The 15,735-nt window shown below is 67.9% G+C and carries 16 protein-coding genes, 1 tRNA gene and 1 pseudogene; 6 read left to right on the top strand and 12 right to left on the bottom strand.

What is annotated here, in order from left to right:
- Positions 1-39 precede the first annotated feature (39 nt).
- Both E1293_RS00280 and E1293_RS00275 read right to left on the bottom strand, forming a co-directional pair.
- A complete protein-coding gene (locus tag E1293_RS00280; protein ID WP_132192482.1) occupies positions 40-354 on the bottom strand; it encodes a hypothetical protein in 315 nt (104 codons plus the stop codon).
- Positions 355-783: 429 nt separating this feature from the next.
- Positions 784-1,431: a hypothetical protein gene (locus tag E1293_RS00275; protein WP_132192480.1), complete on the bottom strand. Its 648-nt coding sequence runs from the start codon at positions 1,429-1,431 to the stop codon at positions 784-786.
- A 110-nt stretch (positions 1,432-1,541) separates the two neighbouring features.
- Here E1293_RS00275 and E1293_RS49155 point away from each other — a divergent pair.
- From E1293_RS49155 to E1293_RS00260, 4 genes and pseudogenes are all read left to right on the top strand, one after another.
- Positions 1,542-1,895 (top strand): annotated as a pseudogene (locus E1293_RS49155) (helix-turn-helix domain-containing protein); the annotation flags it as partial.
- Positions 1,896-2,161: 266 nt separating this feature from the next.
- Entirely contained in the window at positions 2,162-3,076 is a 915-nt protein-coding gene (locus E1293_RS00265) for a recombinase family protein (RefSeq protein WP_207938586.1), read from the top strand.
- Between the two features lie 979 nt (positions 3,077-4,055).
- The gene (locus tag E1293_RS50095; RefSeq protein WP_279472848.1) at positions 4,056-4,181 is read left to right on the top strand and encodes a hypothetical protein; all 126 of its coding nucleotides are present in this window, start codon (positions 4,056-4,058) and stop codon (positions 4,179-4,181) included.
- Positions 4,178-5,392, top strand: a complete 1,215-nt coding sequence (locus tag E1293_RS00260; protein ID WP_132192474.1) for a cysteine desulfurase family protein — start codon at positions 4,178-4,180, stop codon at positions 5,390-5,392. The genes E1293_RS50095 and E1293_RS00260 overlap by 4 nt, the downstream gene beginning before the upstream one ends.
- A 212-nt stretch (positions 5,393-5,604) precedes the next feature.
- Here E1293_RS00260 and E1293_RS00255 read toward each other — a convergent pair whose 3' ends face one another.
- The 4 genes from E1293_RS00255 to E1293_RS00245 all read right to left on the bottom strand — a co-directional run bounded on the left by E1293_RS00255 (position 5,605) and on the right by E1293_RS00245 (position 7,388).
- Complete coding sequence (locus E1293_RS00255) at positions 5,605-5,937, bottom strand: YnfA family protein (protein WP_132192472.1); 333 nt, start codon at positions 5,935-5,937, stop codon at positions 5,605-5,607.
- Positions 5,938-6,337: 400 nt separating this feature from the next.
- On the bottom strand, positions 6,338-6,502 hold the full coding sequence (locus E1293_RS47225) for a hypothetical protein (protein ID WP_165978023.1): 165 nt from the start codon (positions 6,500-6,502) through the stop codon (positions 6,338-6,340).
- A 29-nt stretch (positions 6,503-6,531) separates the two neighbouring features.
- Positions 6,532-7,032, bottom strand: a complete 501-nt coding sequence (locus tag E1293_RS00250; protein ID WP_132192470.1) for a MerR family transcriptional regulator — start codon at positions 7,030-7,032, stop codon at positions 6,532-6,534.
- Complete coding sequence (locus E1293_RS00245; RefSeq protein WP_132192468.1) at positions 7,029-7,388, bottom strand: hypothetical protein; 360 nt, start codon at positions 7,386-7,388, stop codon at positions 7,029-7,031. The genes E1293_RS00250 and E1293_RS00245 overlap by 4 nt, the downstream gene beginning before the upstream one ends.
- Positions 7,389-7,651: 263 nt before the next feature.
- Between E1293_RS00245 and E1293_RS00240 the strand changes: the two genes are divergently transcribed.
- Positions 7,652-8,680 (top strand): permease, encoded by a 1,029-nt coding sequence (locus tag E1293_RS00240; protein WP_207938585.1) that lies wholly within the window; start codon positions 7,652-7,654, stop codon positions 8,678-8,680.
- Positions 8,681-8,748: 68 nt separating this feature from the next.
- Here E1293_RS00240 and fdxA read toward each other — a convergent pair whose 3' ends face one another.
- From fdxA to selD, 4 genes are read right to left on the bottom strand one after another with little or no spacing between them, the layout of a single operon-like run.
- Entirely contained in the window at positions 8,749-9,075 is a 327-nt protein-coding gene (gene fdxA, locus E1293_RS00235; protein ID WP_132192594.1) for a ferredoxin, read from the bottom strand.
- 28 nt (positions 9,076-9,103) lie between these two features.
- Positions 9,104-10,912: a selenocysteine-specific translation elongation factor gene (gene selB, locus E1293_RS00230; RefSeq protein WP_132192464.1), complete on the bottom strand. Its 1,809-nt coding sequence runs from the start codon at positions 10,910-10,912 to the stop codon at positions 9,104-9,106.
- Positions 10,913-10,924: 12 nt separating this feature from the next.
- Positions 10,925-12,232 carry an L-seryl-tRNA(Sec) selenium transferase gene (selA, locus tag E1293_RS00225; protein WP_132192462.1) on the bottom strand — a complete coding sequence of 436 codons (1,308 nt, stop codon included), beginning with the start codon at positions 12,230-12,232 and terminating at the stop codon, positions 10,925-10,927.
- A 59-nt stretch (positions 12,233-12,291) separates the two neighbouring features.
- A complete protein-coding gene (selD, locus tag E1293_RS00220; RefSeq protein WP_132192460.1) occupies positions 12,292-13,329 on the bottom strand; it encodes a selenide, water dikinase SelD in 1,038 nt (345 codons plus the stop codon).
- A gap of 188 nt (positions 13,330-13,517) precedes the next feature.
- Between selD and E1293_RS00215 the strand changes: the two genes are divergently transcribed.
- Positions 13,518-13,613, top strand: a tRNA-Sec gene (locus tag E1293_RS00215).
- A gap of 60 nt (positions 13,614-13,673) precedes the next feature.
- On the opposite strand, the gene E1293_RS00210 is transcribed toward E1293_RS00215, so the two are convergent.
- The gene (locus E1293_RS00210; RefSeq protein ID WP_243715929.1) at positions 13,674-14,735 is read right to left on the bottom strand and encodes an LLM class F420-dependent oxidoreductase; all 1,062 of its coding nucleotides are present in this window, start codon (positions 14,733-14,735) and stop codon (positions 13,674-13,676) included.
- 5 nt (positions 14,736-14,740) lie between these two features.
- Entirely contained in the window at positions 14,741-15,724 is a 984-nt protein-coding gene (locus E1293_RS00205; protein ID WP_132192458.1) for an NADPH:quinone oxidoreductase family protein, read from the bottom strand.
- Positions 15,725-15,735: the final 11 nt, after the last annotated feature.

The following is a 15,735-nucleotide window of genomic DNA, read 5'->3' as shown; positions in this document are numbered from 1 at the left end:
ACCCCACGACCCAGGCGGGGCCCTGCTGGTGGGCGCGCGTCACAAGCTCCTTCCACGCCGCGTCGCGCCTTCTGCCCAGTGGACGGGGTGCAGCAGGATCGCCCGAAGCTCGTCCAGCGCGATCAGGCGGGCGGGCAGCCCGTTCCCGAGCGCCGCGCCGTCCAGCGACAGCGCGGCCGGACCGCGCGTCAGGAGATCGAACGTCTTCTCCGCGACGTCCAGCGCGGGCTCGGACTCCCCGCCGATGCGGCGGGTGTCGCTGGTCGGAGTGGTTGGCCGCGCGGATGTTGGTGGCCATGGGACCCCCGAGAGATCGGTCGGTGAATCGGTCACCGACATCCCGCCAGAAGTCATGTGCAGATCATGAGCAGATCGTCAGCGAGCCCTCTTGGCCCGATGTGTTCACGATCTGCTCATAATCGCTGTGGCCAGCCAAGACGCGATCTGTTGATCGTGTGCACACGCAGTCAGCGCTCTCAGGTCATGCGCGTGCAAGTATCTAGATCGTTGCTGACCAGGATGAACACGCGCCCATGAACCAGCACACCAAGAAGGAGCAAAAGTACTGAGTCATGCCTTGCGGGTCATGGTGCGATACCTGTGGACGAACCCTCGCTGTGGCGGTCCATGCTTCAGCGGTCGCCTACACTGAACCTTTTTCGCTTGCGTTGGTGTGATCGCCGATCACGGCGTGATCGCGGACGGCGTGTCCGTCCTCGGCTGCGGACAACCCCGGGCGTCGTTCCTACGAGGCGGCCCCGGAGGGGACATCAGATCCGATCTTTACCAAGCCCGTCGTTCCCCTGGGCCGTAGGGGCTCCAGCCCTTGAGGTAGGGCTTGAGATCTTCTGGGCGCAGCTCCGGATGTTCAGGGCGCGAGGGCAGTGTCCGAAGGGGATCGAGTGAAGCGGCGTAGTCACACGCCCACGACAGCCATTCGCGAGCCTCCCGCACCCCGGGCGTATCCGATGTCTCACCGTCGATACGTTGTTCCAGCGCTCGGCAATAGGCGCTGATCTCCTGACTCTCGCGCCACCAGGAGATCTGTTCGCGGAGCGCAGTCGCGTCGTTGGCCTCGTGCGCTTTGCGCCGTGCTTCGGCCATGGCGAGTTCCCAGCGCCGTCGTCGTTCGACTCGGGCTCGCTCCTCCTCGACCTCACGGGCGGCTTCTTCCACAGCGCGTTGCTCAAGCTCACGCAGGACTTTTTCAAGAATATCCTCGACTTGCCAACGCTTTCGGTCGGCCCACGGACACTGCCGGCCGTTCGAGCGGTACCGCGTGACCTCGACGACCAGACGCTCGACCTTTTCGGGATCGCTGCTTTGCGGGTTCTCCTCTGCGATGGTGACCGCGTAGGAGAATTTCCCGATTGCGATGCGTATCGCGCCGTCACGGCGAGAATACTTGCTCGGATAGTGAGCTGATTCCAACTTGATCTCCGCTGGTCACAGGCTGATCGCGGACCGCGCGGTGCGTCGGTAATCGAAAGAGCTCCTGGTAAGTCGAGGTTTGCGACCACCTTGACCACCAGGAGCTCCTGTTGATGTTCTATCGTGCTGCGCTGGATCTGTCCCCCTCAGCCCGCGGGTTCGTGGCCGGCCTGGTCCGCAGGCATCGAACGGAGCTGGGGTCTCGGTGGCGGAGGTTGCCGCCGGGCCGTCAGGCGCTGCTGGTGCTGGTCTACCTGCGCCGCAACGAGACCTTCGCGCGCCTGGCGGCCGAGTTCGGTGTCGGCGTCGCGACCGCGCATCGCTACGTCACCGAGGTGATCGACCTGCTCGCCGAGCTGGCCCCGGACCTGCGGCAAGCGCTGCGGATCGCGCGACGCAAGGCGTATGTCGTGCTGGACGGCACGCTCGCGCCGATCGACCGGCTGTCGGGCGCAGGCGACCGCTTGTCTAACGGAGATGCGGTTACATTTGCCGCAGGTTCAGTTGCATTTGGGTGGTCGTCCGCTCAGCTGCGTGCCGGCGACGTGGGTGAGCTTCCCTGGGCGCTGATCCCTTTCGCGAACGCGAGGAAGCCCTCATGGCCAGATCGGCGCGTATCACCCAAGGAACGCAGTCGGTGGCGGTTCACCTTCCAGCGTCTGGTCAAGGACGCGCGGAGGCGTTCGGTCCCGTCGACATGAACGAGCCGGCGCACCGTGCGCTCATGATGATGCTGGGCGCGCAGTCGCAGCGTGAGGTGCTGCGGGCACGGCACCGTGTCCTGGCCGCGATGCGCATCCAAGCCTGCGAGCAGGGCCGCTACCTCGGCGGCCGGCCCCCATACGGGTACCGGCTCGTGGACGCCGGTCCGCACCCGAACCAGGCACACGCCCAATGGGGACGTCGCCTGCGGCGCCTCGATCCCGACCCGCTGACCGCTCCGCACGTAAGATGGATCTTCGCGCGCCGCCTCTCCGGCGTGAGCGTGGCCGGAATCGCCCGCGAACTCAACGAACGCGGTGTCCCCTGCCCGTCCCGTATCGATCGAAAGCGAAATCCCCACCGGTCGGGGCAGGGCTGGACGCTGAACACGGTCGCCACGATCCTTGAGAATCCCCGCTACACCGGCCGTCAAGTCTGGGACCGGCAAGCCGGGTTCGACGACACGACCGCGGGATGGGCGATCTCCAAGAAGCCCGCCCATCCGGCGCTGGTCTCCGACGCCGACTTCGTCGCCGCGCAGACGATTCGCGCCGCCAGACCCACCCGCGATGGAAGCGTCCGCGTATACCTCCTGGCCGGCCTGCTGCTGTGCGGCCTGTGCCGGCGGCGGATGGACTCCCATTGGGTCAACGGACGCAGCGGGTACCGCTGCCGCCACGGCTACGACAGCACCAAACCACGGCCTGCCGACGCGCCGAAGAACCACTGCCTCCGTGAAGACCACCTGCTCGACGAACTGACGCAGCAGCTCTCGGAAGTCCACGAAGCCGAGTCACCGCACGATCTCGTCTCTTATCTCAGAGCAAACGGCCTCGCCGTCGTCTGCGCGCGGTCGTCCTGCACTGTGATCTGCGCGAACGAAAAAGAGCCCGCCCCGGGAAAGATCTCCCAGATCGAGCTCTTCGCGTCACCCATGGGGTAATCCTGTGTCCGAGGGGCGATCACAACCAATTGCACATAATCCCGGCATTCCGATAGGTAAACCGTATCGGATCATGCTTGGTTCTTAATACTTATTCTACCAGCTGGCTGCCATTTCTACGATCGCTTTGTCGCCAACTGTGCCAAGTTCATGAACACCTGCAGAGCCAAGCGGACACATCCGCTGCTCACAAATTCCGAGCGGACCTTGTCGACATCGTGCCTGGCTCGTTCCCAGGCGGTGATGGTGACCTGGCCCGACCCGCTCGGGCGGCAACTCCACCCGGAGGCGAACGGTCGATCCTCGCGCGCCCGCCGGTGAACGGCGACGGGGAGGCCGCTGATCGCTGAGTTGAGGTCGGCTCGCTGGGGTGCCATGAGACGGCGGAATCCCGGCGTCGCCTGCAGCGCGGCCAGCGCCGGGTCCAAGGCGGTGTCCATGGCGTCGCCGGCGGCCTCCGGCGCCTCGCGTGCCGGTGGGCTTGGCGGGAGTACACGGCGGTAGCGGCAATCCGAGTGATGATGGCGACATGGGTCTCCCTCCTCCCCCTCGGACCTGGTGCCCGAGGGGGAGGAGGGTGCAGTCACCGAGGGCCACCGAAACGGTGTTCATGTCGAGCCGGTCGCTGAGTTCGGCACCGTGCGGTGAACTCCCGCCGGCCTGGCAGATCCGGACGGTGGGGCGGCTGAACCCGCCCGTCGCGGCGACCACCATCGGGGCGGTGAAGACCTCGCCGCCGGAACCCGTGCCGACGCCCTGCACATGGACGCCAGCCGCATCTTCGCCACCGCATCCACCCCAGGCGTACTGATCGAGAAGGTGAAGAGACGTTGGTCGCCGCACGGCTGGCCGAAACTGAATGGCCCGCCCGCGGACACCTTGGCGGCGTGGAGCACTCGAACCGGTCGGCCCGGCCGAGATGGCTGACCAGGTGCCGCCGGACGGAGGCCTTGTCACCTATTGCCGTGGCTGCTACCGCGTGTACGCTCCCGAGACCGTCCGGACGCTGCACGGGGTCGGCAACCCCGCCCATGCCCTGCGGGGAGGGCCGCCCGAATGGCGCCGCGCCGGCCTGCCCGTCATCACCGCCGGAGACCGCTCATGAGCGCCAGCCAGAGCAAGGCCCAGCCGTCTGAACCGCCCGTGCCGCAGGGGCTGCGAGCTGGACCCGTCTACCTGGACTACAACAGCACCACCCCGGTCGACCCGCGCGTGACCGAAGCGATGCTGCCCTACCTGACCGCACACTTCGGTAACCCCTCCAGCGGCCACCACTACGCCACCCAGCCACGCGATGCGCTCGCCCGCGCCCGTCGGCAGGTCGCCGATCTGATCGGCGCCGACAAGGACGAGATCGTCTTCACCGGTAGCGGCTCGGAGGCCGATGCCCTCGGCGTCATCGGCGCCGTGCTGGCCCACCAGTCCCCGGGCGAGATACATGTGATCACCCAGGCCACCGAGCACCCGGCGGTTCTGGAAGCCTGCCGAACGCTGCACCGCCGCCACGGCACTCACGTCACCTACCTGCCCGTCGGCGCCCACGGCCGCGTCGACCCCGCGGACCTGGCCACGGCTCTCACCCCGCGTACCGCACTGGTGTCGATCATGACCGCCAACAACGAGACCGGCGTGCTCCAGCCGATCGACGAATTGGCCACTGTCGCTCGCAGGCACGGTGCACTGTTCCACACCGACGCCGCCCAGGCCGCCGGGAAGATCCCGGTGGACGTGACACGGCTCGGGGTGGACTTGGTGAGCCTGGCCGGGCACAAGATCTATGCCCCCAAGGGCATCGGTGCACTGTACGTGCGCTCCGGTGTGCCGCTGGAACCCCTCGTCCCGGGCGGCGGGCAAGAACGCGGCCTGCGCGCCGGAACCGAGAGTGTCGCTCTGGCCGTCGCGCTCGGCGCCGCCGCCGACCTGGCCCGACTTGAAATCAACAGCGGTGGCCCAGACCGGCTGACGGGGCTGCGGGACCGGCTGCACCGGCGCCTTGCCGAACTACTCCCCGGTCGAGTGACGGTCACCAGTCCCCCCGCTCCGCGGCTGCCCGGCATCCTCCACGTCACCATCAGTGGGGTCCGCGGCGACGATGTACTGGCCGCCACACCCACGATCGCGGCCGCCACGGGTTCGGCCTGCCACGCCGGATCACCCGAGCCCTCGCCCGTCCTGAGGGCCATGGGCCTGAACCGCACCCAAGCCCTGTCAGCGTTGCGCCTGGGCGCGGGCCGCTGGACGACGCCTGCGGATACCGACCGCGCTGCCCAGGCCCTCGCCGCAACCGTGCACGCGTTGCTGACCGGGGCGCGCTGACTTCGTGACCTCGCCTCCAACGGCCATCGGATCGCCCTGCAGGTCATGATTTCGGCCTACGGCGCCGCCTTGCCGGCGCCTTCATCCCGATCCGCCGTCGCACCTCCTGACCCGTCGTCAGAGCGGCTAGGCCACGGCCGTCGGTGTGGTGACGCGTTCAGGCTGGGTGTCGGGGGATGACGGCATTGCGACGCGGTCAGTCGGCTGCCGTTTCAACTGCGCGGGGCGTACATGATGACCGCGACCCCGGCCAGGCACACGACCGCCCCTGTGATGTCCCATCGGTCGGGCCGGAACCCGTCCATGACCATGCCCCACACCAGAGATCCGGCGACGAACACGCCGCCGTATGCGGCGAGGATTCGTCCGAAATGTGCGTCGGGCTGGAACGTCGCCACGAAACCGTAGGCGCCGAGGGCGATGACGCCTCCGGCGATCCAGGCCACGCCGCGGTGCTCGCGCCAGCCCTGCCACACCAGCCAGGCCCCGCCGATCTCGGCGAGCGCGGCCAGGGCGAACAGTGCGAGGGAGCGCATCACGGACATGGGTCTCCTCGGACTCTTCGGGGTGCCGGGTAGCAGTAGGCCTGCTACCTGTGACGCTACGGCGACTTGCGCAACGGGTACGCATCGCCCCTGAACCGATGGCACCTATGCCCCCCGCGCAGCCGACGACCGTGCGCGGGACGTAGACGCACCAGCGCCCAGCCGAGGCCGCCTGCGCCTGATCGGACGTTCGAAAAGCTGGCTGGGCCATGGTCGACCGGCACCGATTCTGACCAGGATGCCGCAGACCACAGCTGCTGCAGGCTCCGCGATGTGTTCATGGGACGGCGATGGCGGTTGGCATCAAGGCCGGGCGAGCATGCCACTCCGCCAAAGGCCAGGCGGTGCTCCCCTGCGCGATGCCCAGTTGCCGCATGCGGGTGAAGGTGTCTTCGAGGGATCACGTGCTGGCGATGCTGCCGTTACTGAAGTGGTAAATGCCGACCTCATCGATGTCCGCCTCGGCGATCAACTCGACGATGTCCATGTGGACGTCGGGGAACGCCGCTCGGAACGATCCGATCCAGGCGCGGGCCAGCCGTCGCACTGTTTGCTTCGCTTTCATCGCGAGTATTCGACCTTCGTGTGTTCGGCTCAAGCGGCACCGTCTGATACGGGCGCCGTGGCCGGCCTGGTGCTGCCGGGCACGTCGTCGGCCGTGCGACTGGCCAACTCGGTGAACGGCAACGGACAGGTCGGCTGACGCGAGCACTCGGCCAGGTCATTGCAGCCAACGGTTAGCGATTGCCGCAGAGTGTCGGCGATGACGGTCAGATCGGCGATCTTGGCTTCGACCTCGACCAGTTTCGTACGCACTCGTGCCGCCAGCCCCCGGCCGGGGGGCTGATGCCGGTGAGCGCCTGCCTCCAGCAACTCGGTCACCTCCTGCAGGGTGAACCCGAGCCGCTGCGCCGCCTTGATCACCCGCAACCTGGTGACCGCGTCCGCGGGATACAGCCGGTGCCCGCCGGATGTGCGCTGGGGTTCGGCCAGCAATCCGCGGCGTTCGTAGTACCGCAACGTCTGCTGATTCACTCCGGCCGCTGCCGCGACCTCCCCACTGCGCAACCCGGTGGTGGCCGCTCGGCCGGTCATGAATCGGACCTCGGCGCATCCATCGCTTCCGCCGCGCGGGCGGCCAGGGCGTCCAGGACCTCGATGTGCCGGTCGTCGACGCTGACCTCCAGGGCTAGAGTGCCGCCGCTGGCCGTCAACGTGAAGGTGAAGAATGAGCAGCATCCGGTCTCGCGAACGGCCAGCTCAGCCGCTCGGCCCGCGATCTGTGGCTCGTCCCGCAAAGCCATCCGTACCCGCCCCGGACCTGCCGGGTGCACCTCGGTCACGGCCTCGGAGAAGAAGCTGTCGAAGGCGGCCACCCGCAGTGGTCGCTCAGCTGTCGGCAAGGTGCACGCCGTCGGCACCCAACCCTTGTCAACTGGCTCGAGTTCCATGACTCGACGGTAAACCCGTACCCCGGTACCGGGTGCAACCCGCGGTCCTCGGTTCCGTGAACGGATCCTGCGTCGGCACGGCACCTGCCTGATACCAGCCGTCCGCACGCTGGACAAGCTCGGTCCGCCGATGCCCCGATGATCTTGACGGTGGTCAGCGCGGCTTTGGAAGCTGGGCGCGGCTGTTGTGATCTCGTGCGGTTTTGGGAGCGGTGATCTGAATGCATCTTGATTCCACCGAGTCTGCGCGCAGGGCGCCCCAGGTGCTGACGACCGTTCTGCTGCTGTCGTTGATCACGGTCGTGGGCCTGATGTGGGCCAAGTGGTGGCCTTACTCCCTCAAGCTGGACGGGCTTCTTGCCGACCGCTCGTGGCCTGGGTCGTCTCTTTTGATGGACGCCGGCCAGGGCGGGTCGGCTCCCAGTCTGCACGGCGGTTGGAACTTCACCGTCAGCTATGCCGAGGCGGTGTGGAAGGCCCTCGTCGTGGCGCTGGTGGTCGCGGCCGCCGTGGACGCCCTGATGCCACGTCGCCGGTTCATCGCCGCGCTGAACCGGCGCGGGCAATTCGGTGGTTCCCTGCTCGGCGGCTTGGCGTCCGTCCCTTGCATGATGTGCACCTGCTGCACGGCGCCGATCGCGGGCACGCTGCGGCGTAGCGGTGCCCCCACCTCGTCGGTCCTGGCCTACTGGCTCGGCAACCCCACGTTGAATCCGGCGGTGCTCGCGTTCCTGGCGATCGTCGCGCCCTGGCAGTGGTTCGCCACTCGGCTGGTCGTGGGGGTGTTGCTCGTCTTCGGCGTGACGGTCCTGATCGGCCGGGTGATGAGCGGCAGGGGCACCGCATCGGCCGACGTGGTTCCGCAGACCGAAATGGACGAAGGGTTGCGCGCCGCACCGCGCCGCTTCGTTCGCTCATTGGCACGGCTGGCGCTGACGCTCGTCCCGGAGTACGCGGTGGTCGTCTTCGCCGTTGGGGCGCTGCGCGGCTGGCTGTTCCCATTCGACGGAACAGCGACGCACTGGGGGATTCTCACGGTCCTGGTCGCCGCGGTGCTCGGCACCCTCGTGGTCCTCCCGACGGCCGGGGAGATCCCGATCCTGCTCGGACTGGCCGCGGCGGGAGCGGGAGCGGGGGTGCTGGGCGTTCTCCTGATCACTCTTCCGGCGATCAGCCTGCCTTCGATGGTCATGGTTGTCCGAGACCTGTCATGGCGGGTGACCGCCACAGCCGGTGGTGCTGTCGCGGCGGCCGGCCTGGTCGCCGGCGTAGTCCTCTGGGGCCTCACATGAGAGCTCGGGCCCATTGCGTTTGGCGCCCCGCCGGCAGCCGTGACGCGATGGTGGCCCGGCGTGCCGGGTCAGGACGCCTGGTTCTGCGGCGGAAGCGCGGCGATCAGCGGGTGATCGCGATCGATCGGACCGATCGCCGACGCTCCTCCGGGCGAGCCTAGGTCGGAGAAGAACTCCACGTTGGCTGCGTGGTAGTCCTTCCACTGCTCCGGCACGTCGTCCTCGTAATAGATTGCTTCAACCGGACATACCGGCTCGCAGGCGCCGCAGTCCACGCATTCGTCCGGGTGGATGTACAGTGAGCGGTTACCCTCATAAATGCAGTCGACCGGACATTCGTCTATGCAGGCCTTGTCCTTGAGGTCGACGCACGGCTGAGCGATCACATAGGTCATTGAGACCTCCGGGAACTGCACGTGCGGATTATATGTTTCGGGTGGCCGGTGGGTCCACCGGCGCTGAGAGAACAATGCGCTTGTTCGCGTCGACTCTGCGTGTGCGCCCCGCCCGATCCAGCATCTCGAAAAGCGGGACGGCGACCCGCCGGGTGGTATCGAGGGCGCGGCGCCCGTCGCTCAGGGTGAACGGTTGGGGGAGCGTCGCGAGTCGCTGTACGGCCAGGTCAGCGGCGTCCGGGAGCAGGTAGATCCCGTCGGTGACGCGGAGGAGCCTGCCCGACCCGACCGCGGTGGCGAGAACGCGCGGTCCCAGCCCAAGGTTCTCCAGGTCACGCGATTCGGGGGCTGTGAAGGGCTCGACGGTCAGCCGTTCAATGATCACCGTGAGAGCCTTTTCCGCCTGTGCCGGTAGTGTCGCCGAGACGCCTTCACGATGAACGCCGCCGCCATCCGAAACCAGCCCTTCCGCCTGTGCGATGAGTGCGTCGACGAGCCGGACATCGGGGATTTCGAGTTTCTGGGCTGCCGTGTCCCGAGGGATTCCCGGTGCCATCGGCTGGTCGGCCGCCCATTGGTCGATGACGGAGAACAGCTCCGCCCTCCAGCCGTCCCACTGCTGCTGGTGGATCAGCCAATCTCCTACTGCCACCGCGTTACCGGGCGGCTCCGCCTCGGGTCCCAGGACGCCCATCGCGACGAGTTGGTTCCCGGCGACGACGCGGCGTCGCGTCAGCTCCCCGGCGGGGTCCGGGCGGCCTGTCATGCCGACGAGCTCACTCGCCCGCTTGGCGGTGCCGCGGCGGCGGATCGGTGGTGGCGCGGTATCCAGGATGATCAGACCGGCAACGATCCGCTGCGGTCCCGGATCGCGCAGGATCGCGCGTTCACCGATGTGCAGGGCGAGCGGGCGTGCCAGTGCCAGCCGGGCTGTGTCCGCTCCCAGCATGCGGACACGTACGGGGACGGCCGCCGAGCCGATGTGGAGGATCAGACGGGAGGCCACCTTCTCCCCGGCGGACACGAGGCGCACGTCCATGCACTCAACGGGTGCCCACCGTGAAGGGGCGATGAGTGCGTCGCCCCGGCGGATCTCGCGGGTCGTCAAGCCGCGGACGTTCACGGCGACACGGGCGACGGCCGTACTCCGCTCCACTGCCGCCTTGAGGCTTTCCAGTTTCCGCACCCGGACCGGTCTCCGGCTGGAGGCCAGGAGCAGCTCGTCCCCGGTCGCGATGTCGCCCGCCCCGAGGGTGCCGGTGACGACGGTCCCGGCGCCGCGGATCGTGAAGACACGGTCGACCCACAACCGCGCCGGCAGGCTCGGTGGCGGCGCGGGGATCTGCGCGACCAGCCGCCCGAGTGCCGCACGCAGACCCTCGATTCCGTCCCCGGTGACGGCGCTGACCGCGATGGTCTCGACGTCCTCGAACACCGTGCCCGCCAGGTAATCGTGCGCTTCCTCGGCCGCCAGGTCGGCGTCGCCGAGATCGGCGCGGCTGATGACCAGGAGCCCGCGCCGGACGTCGAGCGCCTGAAGCGCGGCCAAGTGCTCTCCGGTCTGCCGGCACCAGCCCTCGTCCGCCGCGACCACGAGCATCGCCGCCGGGACCGGTCCCAGTCCGGCGAGCATGTTGGTGATGAACCGGTGGTGGCCGGGAACGTCGACGAACGCGACGGTCTCACCACTGGGAAGGACGGTCCAGGCGTAGCCGAGGTCGATGGTCATGCCGCGTTCCCGCTCTTCGGCCCAGCGGTCGGGCTCCATATCGGTCAGCGCGCGCAGCAGGGTCGACTTCCCATGGTCGACATGGCCGGCGGTGGCGATCACATGCATGGCGGTTGGTCCTCAACTCGTCGCGAGGCATGCGGCGGCCGCGACCACCGCACGGTGCAGCACGATGTCGTCACTCTCGGACAGGCAGCGCAAATCGAGCAGGCAGCGGCCCGCTTCAACGCGGCCGACGATACAAGGGTGGCCCTGGCGCAGCAGCAGGGAGAAGGACGCGGGAAGCCCGACCGCCCAGCCCGGAAGGTCCACGCCGGGTGCACCACCGCCCCCCACCGCGCCCGAACTCTCCACGGCGACGGCGGTGACACCCTCCGCTCGCAGATCTGCGGCGATGACCTCGGCCCGCCGCCGGAGTTCCTTGGGAGCGACCGTGAGGGACCGGCGCACCGGGTCTTCCGGGCCCCGTAGCGTCGCCTCCAGAGCGGCGAGTGTGAGCTTGTCGACCCGAAAGGCGCGCGCGAGCGGATTGCGGCGGAGCGTTTGGATCACTGCGCGTCGCCCGAAGATGAGACCCGCCTGCGGGCCGCCGAGGAGTTTGTCGCCGCTGGAGGTGACGAGGGCGGCGCCTTCGCACAGCCACGTCGTGACATCCGGTTCCTCGGCCAGCAGCGGATCGGGTCTGAGAAGGCCCGAGCCGACGTCCGCCACGACCGGTGGACCGAGCGTGCTCAGCTCGCGGACGCCGACCGACTGGGTGAACCCGTCGACACGGAAGTTCGACGGATGGATCTTGACAATGAAACCGGTGTTCGCGCCGACCGCTTCCGCGTAGTCGGCCAGCTGGGTGCGATTGGTGGTGCCGACTTCCCGGAGCCGTGCTCCGGCGCTGATCAGCAGGTCCGGAATGCGGAACCGGTCACCGATCTCCACCATCTCGCCGCGACTGATCACGACCTCGCGTCCGGCGGCGAGCGTGGCGACCACCAGTGCGAGGGCCGCTGCGCCGTTGTTGACGATGTGGACGTCCTCGGCTGCGGGGACCGACTCGCGGAGGGCGTCCAGGGTGCCACGGCCTCGGCGGGCACGCGCCCCGCTGAGCACGTCGTACTCCACGTCCACGTACCCGGCGGCCGCACAGAGCGCCTCGACGGCGGCGGGGGAGAGCGGGGCGCGTCCGAGATTGGTGTGCAGGACGATCCCGGTCGCGTTCAGGACCGGCCGGAGGGTGGAAGCGGTATCCGGCAGAAGCGCGAGTGCCATCTCGGTTACGGACCCGGGAGGTATCTCACCGAGGCGTGCCTGCTCCTGTGCTTCACGCACCGCCCGCTTGACCAGGGTCTGGCCAAGCCGGTGCAGGGGTTCGACGAAGCGGTTGTCGGCAAGGACGGTATCGGTGCCGGGGACGAGTCGACGGGGATCGGACATGGGCACCTCAAGAAGAAGGGCGAGCTTTTCGAGGGCGACGCGGTCGCGCGGTCGCCGGATCAGATGACGACGAGTTCTCGGTCGCGCGCTTCGACCAGTTCGCCGACGATCGGTGAGCCCGGCACCTCCCCGGCGACGAGCAGGCCGCCGGAGGTCTGGGCGTCGGCGAGGAGCAGTCGTTCGTCCTCGCTCACCCCTGGGCCCCAGTCGGTGTGCGGATCGACCCATTCGAGATTCCTGCGCGTTCCACCGCTGATGAATCCGTCACGCACCGCTTCGCGCGCACCGTCGAGATAGGGCACCGCACGGAAATCCACCACGGCGGTCACGGAACTGGCGCGTGCGAGCTTGTACAGGTGCCCGAGCAGGCCGAACCCCGTCACGTCCGTGGCGCAGACGGCGCCGCACTCCACGGCGGAGACGGAGGCGTCACGGTTGAGTGCGGCCATGATCTCGACCGCTTGGGGGAAGCGTTCGCCCGTCGCCTTGTGCCGGTTGTTCAGCACCCCGATCCCCAGAGGCTTGGTGAGCGAGACGGGGGTGCCGGGACGGCCGGAATCGTTGCGCAGCAGGCGGTGCGGGTCTGCCGTTCCACAGACCGCGAGCCCGTACTTCGGCTCCGCGTCGTCGACGCTGTGGCCGCCTGCGAGGTAGCACTCCGCCTCGCGGGCGGTGTCCATGCCGCCTCGCATCACTTCGGCGGCGAGTTCGATGGGGAGCACGGCCCTCGGCCAGGCGAGCAGGTTCACCGCCATGAGCGGGGACCCGCCCATCGCATAGACATCGGAGAGGGCGTTCGCCGCGGCGATGCGGCCCCAATCGTACGGGTCGTCGACCACCGGGGTGAAGAAGTCGGTCGTCAGCACCATGGTCGAGCCTCCGGCCGAGCGGACGACCGTGGCGTCATCTCCGTCGAGCAGACCGACCAGCAGCTCCGTCCCGTTGGAGAAATGGTAATTCCAGGACAGTTTCTGAACTAATGACTCCAAGTCTCCTGGCGGTATCTTGCAGGCACAGCCGCCGCCACGAGCAAATTGGGTCAAACGGATCTCGTCGGTTGAATCGAATGGCGTACGAGCGAAGGGTGAATCTTCCATGCTGCACCTATTGCTGTCCGGTCGCCAATGGAGGGTGATCAGGCAGATACCCACGGTTGTCGGAATTGGTTGACCTTGTGTTTGGTAGTCCGATCTTATCGGTCGCCCGGCCGGCGTGACAGGAGTGAAGTGGAGAGGTTGATCGCGGTGCTGGCGGTCACATAGACTGAATGCAGATCAACGCATCTGGAGGTGTTTCCGGGTCTGGTGACCGGCACGGTCTTCAAAACCGTTGAGGCGGGCTGCGCTCGCCTGGCGAGTTCGATTCTCGTCCACCTCCGCCATTGCCCGGCTCGTGCTTCGAGCCGGGCCGCCGGGCACGGTACGTGGGTCGTTCGAGATATTCACACAGCGAGCCGGCCCAATGCCCGAAGTGCCTGCATGTCGCCGTTCACCAGAAGCGTCGTCACCATGCTGGACTTCCAGCGGCGCAGGTCGTCGGCCACTTTCTCCGGTGGACCGATCAATGCGACCTCTTCGATCAATTGGGTGGGCACGGCCGCGGCGGCCTCGGGCCGGCGGCCCTCGAAGAAGAGCTCCTGGACCGTGGAGACCACTTCTCCGTATCCCATGCGCGTCATGAGATCGGCATGGAAGTTCTTGTCCCGTGACCCCATTCCGCCGATGTACAGCGCGAGGGTGGGGCGTAGCCGGTCAGCGGCCTTCTCGATGTTGTCGTCGATCGACACCCATGTGCTCGCGGCCACCTCGAACTCGTCCCACGTCCGGCGGGGACGAGCCTGCGCGACCCCCGCATCGAGCGGTTCCCTGAAGCACTCTTCGTGCCGCGGTGAGAACAGGAAGGTCAGCCACCCGTCGGCTATCTCCCGCGCTAGCGCGACGTTCTTCGGTCCCTCGGCGCCGATGTAGATCGGCAGATCCGGGCGCAGCGGATGCAGAGCGGACTTCAGCGGCTTGCCCAGACCGGTGCCACCGCGCAGTGGAAGGCGGTAGTGCTCGCCCTCGAAGCTCACCGGCTTCTCGCGCGCGATGATCTCGCGGACGATGGCGATGTACTCGCGCGTGCGCGCCAGCGGATGTTTGAAATCCTGCCCGTACCATCCTTCGACCACCTGGGGGCCTGACACGCCCAAGCCGAGAACGAATCGGCCGCCGGTGAGGTGGTCGAGCGTCATCGCGGCCATTGCCGCCGCGGCGGGTGCGCGTGCGCTGATCTGGGCGACTGCCGTCCCGAAGCGGAGGCGGGACGATCCGGCGGCGCCCCAGGAGAGCGGTACGAAGGCGTCCGCGCCGTACGCTTCGGCGGTCCAATAGGAGTCGTACCCGAGCTCTTCCAATTCGCGGACGAAGAAGGCGAGGTCATTCGGTGGGGCCTTCCTCCACAGCATGTGATTTACTCCGAGCCGGAGCCGCGAATGCGGGCCTGCGGGGACCATGTCCGCCATGGCCATCACTCCTTCGTCACGACGATTTTTCCGATGGTTTCGCGGAGGGCCATGCTGTTGAGTGCCTTGGGTACTTCGGTGAGGTCGATCCGCTCCGAGATCAATGGATCGACGCTGCCCTCTGCATAGAGACGCAGGAGCGTCCGGTAGACGTCGGCGATGTACCGGGGCCGCCGTGTCCAGTAGAGGGCGAGATGAAGCCCGACGATGGAATAGTTCTTGATCAGGGCGTGGTTGGTCGGCGCTTGGGTGATGCTGCCTCCGGTGAAGCCCACGACCACGATGCGGCCCTCGAACGCGACCGCCCTGCGGGACAGGTCGAACGTCTCGCCTCCGACCGGGTCGTAGATGACATCGGCGCCGCGACCGGCGGTGAAATCCCGTACTGCGGCGACGAAGTCGTCCGTCCGGTAGTCGATTGCTAGGTCGGCTCCCAAGGCGCGGCACGCCTTCACCTTTTCCGCGCCCCCGGCGGTGGCGACCACCCGGGCGCCGGTGGCCAGACCGATCTGGATCGCCGCGCTGCCGATTCCGCCTGCGCCTGCATGCACCAGCAACGTCTCCCCGGCCCGCAGGCCGGCACGCCGGTGGAGCCCGACCAGGCCGGTCTGGTAGGTGACCACCATGGCGGCCGCGGTCGCGGACGGGATCTCGTCGGGAATCTCGAAGAGTTCTTCCGCGCCGAGGACCGCGTGCTCGGCGAACCCGCCGTGCGGCAGTCGGCAGATCCCCGCCACTCTGCTGCCCTCGGTGATCGAGACGCCGGCTCCGGCGCTCACCACCCGGCCTGCGGCTTCCATGCCGGGGGTGAAAGGGAGGGGAGGACGCTCCTGGTACTCACCACGGCAGACCAGGATGTCGGGGAAGTTCAGCGCCGCGGCTTCGGTCTGGATCACGACCTCGCCCGGGCCAGGGGAGGGCTCCGGCGTCCCCTCGAGTGACAGCACCTCGTCCGGCGGGCCGAGAGACCGGACTCGCCATGCCTGCATGTTGCGCTCCT

The sequence above is a fragment of the Actinomadura darangshiensis genome (assembly GCF_004349235.1).
Taxonomy (GTDB): Bacteria; Actinomycetota; Actinomycetes; order Streptosporangiales; family Streptosporangiaceae; genus Spirillospora; species Spirillospora darangshiensis.
This window is presented reverse-complemented; position numbering and strand designations above follow the sequence as displayed.